Origin of the sequence: Acidisphaera rubrifaciens HS-AP3 (assembly GCF_000964365.1) — a bacterium.
In the GTDB taxonomy this organism is placed as follows: domain Bacteria; phylum Pseudomonadota; class Alphaproteobacteria; order Acetobacterales; family Acetobacteraceae; genus Acidisphaera; species Acidisphaera rubrifaciens.
Genome location: NZ_BANB01000624.1, coordinates 1 through 5,027, shown reverse-complemented (window position 1 = coordinate 5,027; position 5,027 = coordinate 1). Strand labels below are relative to the sequence as shown.

Here is a 5,027-nt window from a genome sequence, read left to right as displayed (position 1 = left end):
GGCGGCCGGCGGCGCGGCGGCCTATTCGGCCGTCTCGTGCTCGCGCTCGCCGTCCTCGTCGGTCTTGGTGACGGCGGCGGTGGCCGGTGCCTCGGTGATCTCGAACTCGAGCTTGCCGTCCTTCAGCCCGACCTTCACCGACCCGCCCTTGACCAGCTTGCCGAACAGCAGCTCCTCGGCGAGCGGCTTCTTGATCACTTCCTGGATGACGCGCGCCAGCGGGCGGGCGCCATACAGGCGGTCATAGCCGCGCTCGGCCAGCCACTCCTTGGCGGCGGAGGACAATTCGATCGTCACGTTGCGGTCGGCGAGCTGCGCCTCAAGCTGCATGACGAACTTCTCGACCACGCGGCCGACGATCTCCGGCGACAGGCCGGCGAACGGGATGACCGCGTCCAGCCGGTTGCGGAACTCCGGCGTGAACAGCCGCTTCACCGCGTCCTCGTCCTCGCCCACGCGCGCCTCGCGGGCGAAGCCGATCGCCTCCTTCGCCATGTCGGACGCGCCGGCATTGGTCGTCATGATCAGGATGACATTGCGGAAATCGACCGTCTTGCCGTTGTGGTCGGTCAGCTTCCCGTGGTCCATCACCTGCAGCAGGATGTTGAACAGGTCGGGATGCGCCTTCTCGATCTCATCGAGCAGCAGCACGCAATGCGGGTGCTGGTCGATCCCGTCCGTCAGCAGGCCGCCCTGGTCGAAGCCGACATAGCCGGGCGGCGCGCCGATCAGCCGGCTGACCGAATGCCGCTCCATGTATTCGCTCATGTCGAAGCGGATCAGCTCGATGCCGAGCGTGGCGGCGAGCTGCCGCGCGACCTCGGTCTTGCCGACGCCGGTAGGACCGCTGAACAGGTAGTTGCCGATCGGCTTCTCCGCGTCGCGCAGGCCGGCGCGCGACAGCTTGATCGCCGCCGACAGCGCGTCGATCGCGCGGTCCTGGCCGAACACCATGGCCTTGAGGTCGCGCTCGAGGTTGCGCAGCGTCTCCTTGTCGTCGGCGGACACGCTCTTGGGCGGGATGCGGGCGATCTTGGCGACGATCTCCTCGACGTCGCGCAGCGTCACCGTCTTGCGCCGCTTGTTCTCGGGCAGCAGCATCCGGCTCGCGCCGACCTCGTCGATCACGTCGATCGCCTTGTCGGGCAGCTTGCGGTCATGGATGTACTTGGCCGCCAGCTCGACGGACGCGCGGATCGCCTCGTCCGTGTACTTGACCTTGTGGTGCTTCTCGTAATTGGTCTTGAGGCCCCGCAGGATCTTCACCGCGTCCTCGACCGTCGGCTCGTTGACGTCGATCTTCTGGAAGCGGCGGACCAGCGCGCGGTCCTTCTCGAAGTAGTTGCGGAACTCCTTGTAAGTCGTGGACCCGATGCAGCGCAGCGTGCCGGACGCCAGCGCCGGCTTCAGCAGGTTCGACGCATCCATCGCGCCGCCGCTGGTCGCACCCGCGCCGATCACCGTGTGGATTTCGTCGATGAACAGGATCGCGCCGGGCTGGTTCTCCAGCTCGTTGACGACCGCCTTCAGCCGCTCCTCGAAATCGCCGCGATAGCGCGTGCCGGCCAGCAGCGCGCCCATGTCGAGGGCGAAGATCGTGCTCTTGGCCAGCACCTCCGGCACGTCGCCCTCGACGATGCGCTTGGCGAGGCCCTCGGCGATCGCCGTCTTGCCCACGCCGGGATCGCCGACATAGAGCGGGTTGTTCTTGGTGCGGCGGCACAGGATCTGGATCGTCCGCTCGATCTCGCTCTCGCGGCCGATCAGCGGGTCGATCTTGCCCGCCATCGCCTTCTTGTTGAGGTTGACGCAATAGGTGGTCAGCGCGTCCTGGTTGCGCCGGCCGGGCTTGTCCTCGCGCTCGCCGCCCTCTTCCTTGCCTTCCGGGCCGCCGGAGGCGCCGCTCACCGGGCGCTGCGTCGAGCGACCGGGGGCCTTGGCGATGCCGTGGCTGATGAAGTTCACCGCGTCGAGCCGGGTCATGTCCTGCAGCTGCAGGAAATAGACCGCGTGGCTCTCGCGCTCCGAGAACAGCGCCACCAGCACGTTGGCGCCGGTCACCTCGTCGCGGCCGGAGGACTGCACGTGGATCGCCGCGCGCTGCACGACGCGCTGGAAGCCGGCGGTGGGCTTCGGCTCGCCGGGCCGGTCGGTCGCGAGGCCGGAGAGATCCTTGTCCAGGAACTCCGACAGGTCCGCCCGCAGCTTGTCCAGATCGACGCCGCAGGCCTTCAGCACCGTCGCGGCATCGGTGTCGTCCGTCAGCCCGAGCAGCAGATGCTCGAGCGTCGCGTATTCGTGCCGGCGCTCGCTCGCGAACGACAGGGCCCGGTGCAGCGTCTGTTCAAGGTTACGTGACAACATGCTCAGCGGCTCCTGCGCGTCCGATCGCCATGGCCGGACCTTGGTCGTATGGACTTCAGCATATTAACGGCGTCTGCCAACCCGGTTGCCCGGCGGGGGTGGCGGACGCGCGTTTGTTCGGGCGGCGTGCGCGCGGGAGACGGGACGGGCGTGGCGCGACGCTCACTCCTTCTCGATCGTGCACTGAAGCGGATGCTGGTTCTGGCGCGCGAGGTCCATGACCTGCGTCACCTTGGTCTCCGCCACTTCATACGTATAGACGCCGCAGACACCGACACCGCGCCGGTGGACATGCAGCATGATCCTTGTGGCCTCTTCCCGGTTCTTTTGAAAGAACCGCTCCAATACATGAACGACGAACTCCATTGGCGTGTAGTCGTCGTTCAGCATCAGTACCTTGTACATGGCAGGCTTGCGGGTCTTGGGGCGCGTTTTGACTACGACGCCCGTATTCGACCCGTCACTGCCCCGCTTATCGCTATCGCTCATTACTTACATGTCCAGGCTGCGAGGTGGCATCCCGCCGGTGCGTACGGAAACCGAGGTCGGCAGCATATCGGAACCGCCGCCGCCGATAAAAGCCCGCCGGCCGCAAAACGCCGCCGGCCGCGTCCGGGGCGCCGTGCCCCAGACTGCCATAAGCGCCCCGCCGGGCGCTGTCATGCGCACAAAAAGATGAAGGCCCGGGCAAAGGGCCGGGCCTCCGTCATGCCATCGCAGCCAGCCGGCGCGTGCGTGCCGGCGGGCCATCCGTCCCCCGCCCGGCGAACCGGGCGAGTCGCCGTCGCGTCCGCCGGCGGCGATGGACGGCGGGCGTGCCGCCGTCCCCGATGCGGGCGGGCCGTACGTGGTCTCAGCCGGCCTTGCCGAACTTTTCGACCGCGAGCGTCACGCGCGCCGTGATCGGCGCCGCGGCCTGCTCGGCGAGCTTGAACGACGCGTCGGTCAGCTTGCCGGTCTCGGCCATCGCCTTTTCCATCGACGCGCGGGCATACGAGGCCTGCAGGTCGAACGCGTCCTTGAAGGAGCGGACCGAGGTCAGCGCCTTGAACGTCGCCAGAGTCTCCTCGAACGTGCTCTGCGCCGTCGCGGCGACGTGCTTGGACAGGTCCTGCACGCCGGCGGCCCAGATCTGCGAGGACTTCACGAACGCCTCGACATTGCCCTGGCCGAAAGCCATCAAATCCTCGGCGCCCTTCATGACCTTGTCCATTCCTTCCTTCATCTGCACCTGGGACTTCTCCAGGCCTTCCTTCGTCGCAGCCATGCCCTCCGCCGCGCCGGCGGAAACCGCCTCGCTGACGGTGGCGGCCATCTCGGTCACCTTCGTCTTCGCATTCATCTGCCTACACCTCCTTGGTCGTCAGATCGGTCGCGGCGACCCCGCATCGTGCCGGCCCCGCCCGCATGCTGCGCTGCAGCACCGGAAATCTACTTAGGAGTAAACGACGCGGGCCGCAAGCCGATTTTGTGCGCCGCACCATCAAAAGCGCATCAATCCCCGAGGGCCTTTTCGGCGCGGCCGCCGCCCAGGGCGAAGATCAGCCCTTAACCTTCGGAAAAGGCTTCCAAATCACAATATATTGGGCTGGACATGCGACCTTTCCCGTTCGTAAGGTGGCGCCGCCTGGTCAGGGAGAAGCAGACGCATGGCGCAAAATACCCGGCAGGCGCCCCGCCGTCGCGTCCGGCTCGGCGGATGGCGTCCGGCGGCCCTTTGCCTCGCCACCTTCCTCGCCGCCGCCGTGCTGTCGTTGGTCGCCCCCGGCGTCGCGCGGGCGCAGGTCGGGTCCGACCGCTATGCCTCCATCGTCATCAACGCCGCCACCGGCAACGTGCTGTCGAGCGTGAACGCCGACGAACCGCGCTATCCGGCGAGCCTGACCAAGCTGATGACCCTGTACCTGGTGTTCGAGGCGCTGCGCGACCACCGCATCTCGCTCAACGACCCGGTCCCGGTGTCGGAACACGCCGCCATGATGAGCCCGTCGAAACTCGGGCTGACCCCCGCGACGCACATCACGGTGGAAGAGGCGATCCTCGGCCTCGTGACCAAATCCGCCAACGACGCCGCCGCCGCCCTCGGCGAGATGCTCGGCGGCGACGAGGACCGGTTCGGCGCGATGATGACGCTGCGCGCCCGCGCCCTCGGGATGACGCACACCGTCTTCCGCAACGCCTCCGGCCTGCCCGATCCGGAACAGGTCTCGACGGCCCGCGACCTCGCCATCCTGGCGCGCCACATCGTTACCGACTTTCCCAATTTCTACGGCTATTTCTCGACGCCGAACTTCATGTGGCACCGCCGCCTGATCCCCAACCACGACCACATGCTGGAGACCTATCCAGGCGCGGACGGCATGAAGACCGGCTACACCCAGCTCGCCGGCCATAACCTCGTCACCAGCGCCGAACGCTCCGGCGTGCGCCTGATCGGCGTGGTGCTCGGGGCCGGATCGAATGTCGAGCGGGACCGGCAGATGGCCTGGCTGCTCGATCAGGGATTCGAGCAGATGGACGTCCCGGTGCTGGTCCGCCATCAGGCCCCGGCGCCGCGCGGCGGCGGGCTGATCGCGGCGGCGCAGGCTTCCACGCTGGAGCCCGCGGTGCGCCCCGCCATGGCCGCCTCCCGCCGTATGCCGGTGCCCGTGCAGACGGCCGCC

The 5,027-nt window shown here is 67.6% G+C and carries 4 protein-coding genes; 1 reads left to right on the top strand and 3 read right to left on the bottom strand.

Going from position 1 to position 5,027, the window contains the following annotated elements; translation table 11 throughout:
* Window positions 1-21: 21 nt before the first annotated feature.
* The 3 genes from clpA to B8460_RS15540 all read right to left on the bottom strand — a co-directional run bounded on the left by clpA (window position 22) and on the right by B8460_RS15540 (window position 3,706).
* Window positions 22-2,364 carry an ATP-dependent Clp protease ATP-binding subunit ClpA gene (gene clpA, locus B8460_RS15550; RefSeq protein WP_048862524.1) on the bottom strand — a complete coding sequence of 781 codons (2,343 nt, stop codon included), beginning with the start codon at window positions 2,362-2,364 and terminating at the stop codon, window positions 22-24.
* A gap of 162 nt (window positions 2,365-2,526) precedes the next feature.
* Window positions 2,527-2,853 carry an ATP-dependent Clp protease adapter ClpS gene (gene clpS, locus B8460_RS15545; protein ID WP_048862523.1) on the bottom strand — a complete coding sequence of 109 codons (327 nt, stop codon included), beginning with the start codon at window positions 2,851-2,853 and terminating at the stop codon, window positions 2,527-2,529.
* A 364-nt stretch (window positions 2,854-3,217) separates the two neighbouring features.
* Window positions 3,218-3,706, bottom strand: a complete 489-nt coding sequence (locus B8460_RS15540) for a phasin family protein (protein ID WP_048862522.1) — start codon at window positions 3,704-3,706, stop codon at window positions 3,218-3,220.
* Window positions 3,707-4,013: 307 nt separating this feature from the next.
* On the opposite strand from B8460_RS15540, the gene B8460_RS15535 reads away from it, so the two are divergent.
* Window positions 4,014-5,027: D-alanyl-D-alanine carboxypeptidase family protein (locus tag B8460_RS15535; RefSeq protein ID WP_052945259.1), on the top strand; the 1,014-nt coding region annotated here is incomplete at its 3' end.